The sequence below is a fragment of the Nocardiopsis lucentensis DSM 44048 genome (genome assembly GCF_000341125.1).
Taxonomy (GTDB): domain Bacteria; phylum Actinomycetota; class Actinomycetes; order Streptosporangiales; family Streptosporangiaceae; genus Nocardiopsis; species Nocardiopsis lucentensis.
In genome coordinates this window covers 1-2,019 of the sequence record NZ_ANBC01000823.1, presented here as the reverse complement: position 1 = coordinate 2,019, position 2,019 = coordinate 1, and the positions used below count along the sequence as shown (strand labels likewise).

Sequence of the window (2,019 nt, the reverse complement as noted above, 5' to 3'; positions counted from 1 at the left end):
GGCCGCCACGGCCGCGGCGCGGACGCTCGGGCTCCGGCGGCTCGATCCACGGCTCCCAGCTGGGCTCCTTGGCCCCGGTCACCTCGGTGAGCAGCTCGTCACCGGGGTTGACCAGGTGCTGCTTGGCGTCCACGCCGGCGTCGTTGAGCAGGCGGCGGGCCATACGGCGCTGGTTGGGCGCCACCAGGGACACCACGGCGCCCGAGGAGCCCGCGCGGGCGGTGCGGCCGCCGCGGTGCAGGTAGTCCTTGTGGCCGGTGGGCAGGTCGATGTTGACGACCAGGTCGATGCCGTCGACGTGGATGCCGCGTGCGGCGACGTCGGTGGCGACCAGGGCCTGGATACGGCCCTCGCGGAACTTGGCGAGGGTTCGGGTGCGCACGCTCTGCGTCTTGCCGCCGTGCAGGGACGCGCAGGGCACACCGGCCTGGACCAGCTGTTCGCTGATCGTGTCGGCGCGGTACTTACTGCGCACGAACAGGATCGTGCGGCCCTCGCGCGCGGCGATCTGGGCGACGATCTTGTTCTTGTCGCGCGGCAGCACCTTGAGCAGGTGGTGCTCCATGGTGGTGACCTGGGAGACCGGCGGGTCCACCGAGTGGGTGCGCGGGTTGTCCATGTACTTGCGCACCAGCTTGTCGACGTCGCCGTCGAGCGTGGCGGAGAACAGCAGGGTCTGGCCGTCCGGGTGCACCTGGTCGAGCAGCTCGCTGACCTGCGGCATGAAGCCCATGTCGCACATCTGGTCGGCCTCGTCCAGCACCGAGATCTCCACGTCGCCCAGGTCGCACGCGCCCTGCTCGATCAGGTCGGTGAGGCGGCCCGGGGTGGCGACGAGGACGTCGACGCCGCGGCGGAGTTCGTTGATCTGACGTGTGTAGGAGCTGCCGCCCACGACGTCGCCGACGCGCACGCCCAGGACGCGGGCGTAGCCGCGCAGGGCGTCACGCACCTGATGCGCCAGTTCACGGGTGGGCACCAGGATCAGGGCCCGGGGACGAGCGGAGGCGGCGCGGCGCTCGGAGCAGCGCGTCAGGACCGGCAGGCCGAAGGCCAGGGTCTTGCCCGATCCGGTGCGGCCGCAGCCGAGGACGTCGCGTCCGTCGATGGCGTCGGGGATCGTGGCGGCCTGGATCGGGAACGGGGTGGTCACACCGTTCTTGGCCAGCTCGTCGACGATGTCCTGGGGAAGCCCGAGGGCGTCGAAGGCAGGCTCTACGGCAGTGTCCGTCAAGTGACGTGTACCTTCCTCATCGTTTGGCGGCGTTTCGAGGAAGGCTCCACACGGCCCGGGGACCCAGCGAAGAAATCACACAAACGCGCCTGATCACACGCGGAAGCGGGCCCCGATTCAGATGGGGCTCCTGGACTCTTCGGGTCAAGAGTGGCGTCGACGCCGTCGACACGCTGTCCGCGTCTTGTGCGGCCCGGCACGCTCGGATGCGCGCGGCAATGGAATGACCGCCTGGAGCAGCGTACTAGAGATCCCCCCGCATCGGGGACGGGATGGGTGGTTTTCCCCGGTGATCCAGGTCTCCCACCCCGTCTCCGGCGGGCTCTCCCGCTATCTGGAGCCGGCGGCCGTCGCCTCGGCGAGCGCGGTGAGTCGGCCGATCTGGGCCCGACGCTCGGCGGCGACCTGCTGTTCGAGCGTGTTGCCCGCCGCCTGCTGAAGCAGTGCCTTGGTGGCGGTGGCGGCGTCGCGGTTGGTGGCGAGCAGCCCCTCGACGAGGTCGTCGACGGCCCCGTGCAGTTCGTCGACGCCGACGACCAGCTCGGCCAGGCCCAGCTCACGTGCCTCGCTCGCGCCCACCCGGCGCGCGGTCAGGCAGATCTCGGTCGCGCGGTGCACCCCCACGATGTCCACGAGCGGCTTGGTCCCGGTCAGGTCCGGGACGAGGCCGAGCGCGGGCTCCTTCATACACAGGGAGGCGTCGTCGGCCAGGACGCGGATGTCACAGGACAGGGCCAACTGGAACCCGGCGCCGATCGCGTGGCCGCGCACCGCCGCGACGGTCA

General features: G+C 70.9%; 2 protein-coding genes. Both read right to left on the bottom strand.

Annotated features, from left to right (window positions below; all coding sequences use genetic code 11):
* A partial coding sequence (locus tag D471_RS0128690) for a DEAD/DEAH box helicase (protein ID WP_017601806.1) occupies positions 1 to 1,234 on the bottom strand: 1,234 nt, incomplete at its 3' end.
* 330 nt (positions 1,235 to 1,564) lie between these two features.
* On the bottom strand, positions 1,565 to 2,019 hold a 455-nt coding region (locus D471_RS0128685), incomplete at its 5' end, for an enoyl-CoA hydratase/isomerase family protein (protein ID WP_017601805.1).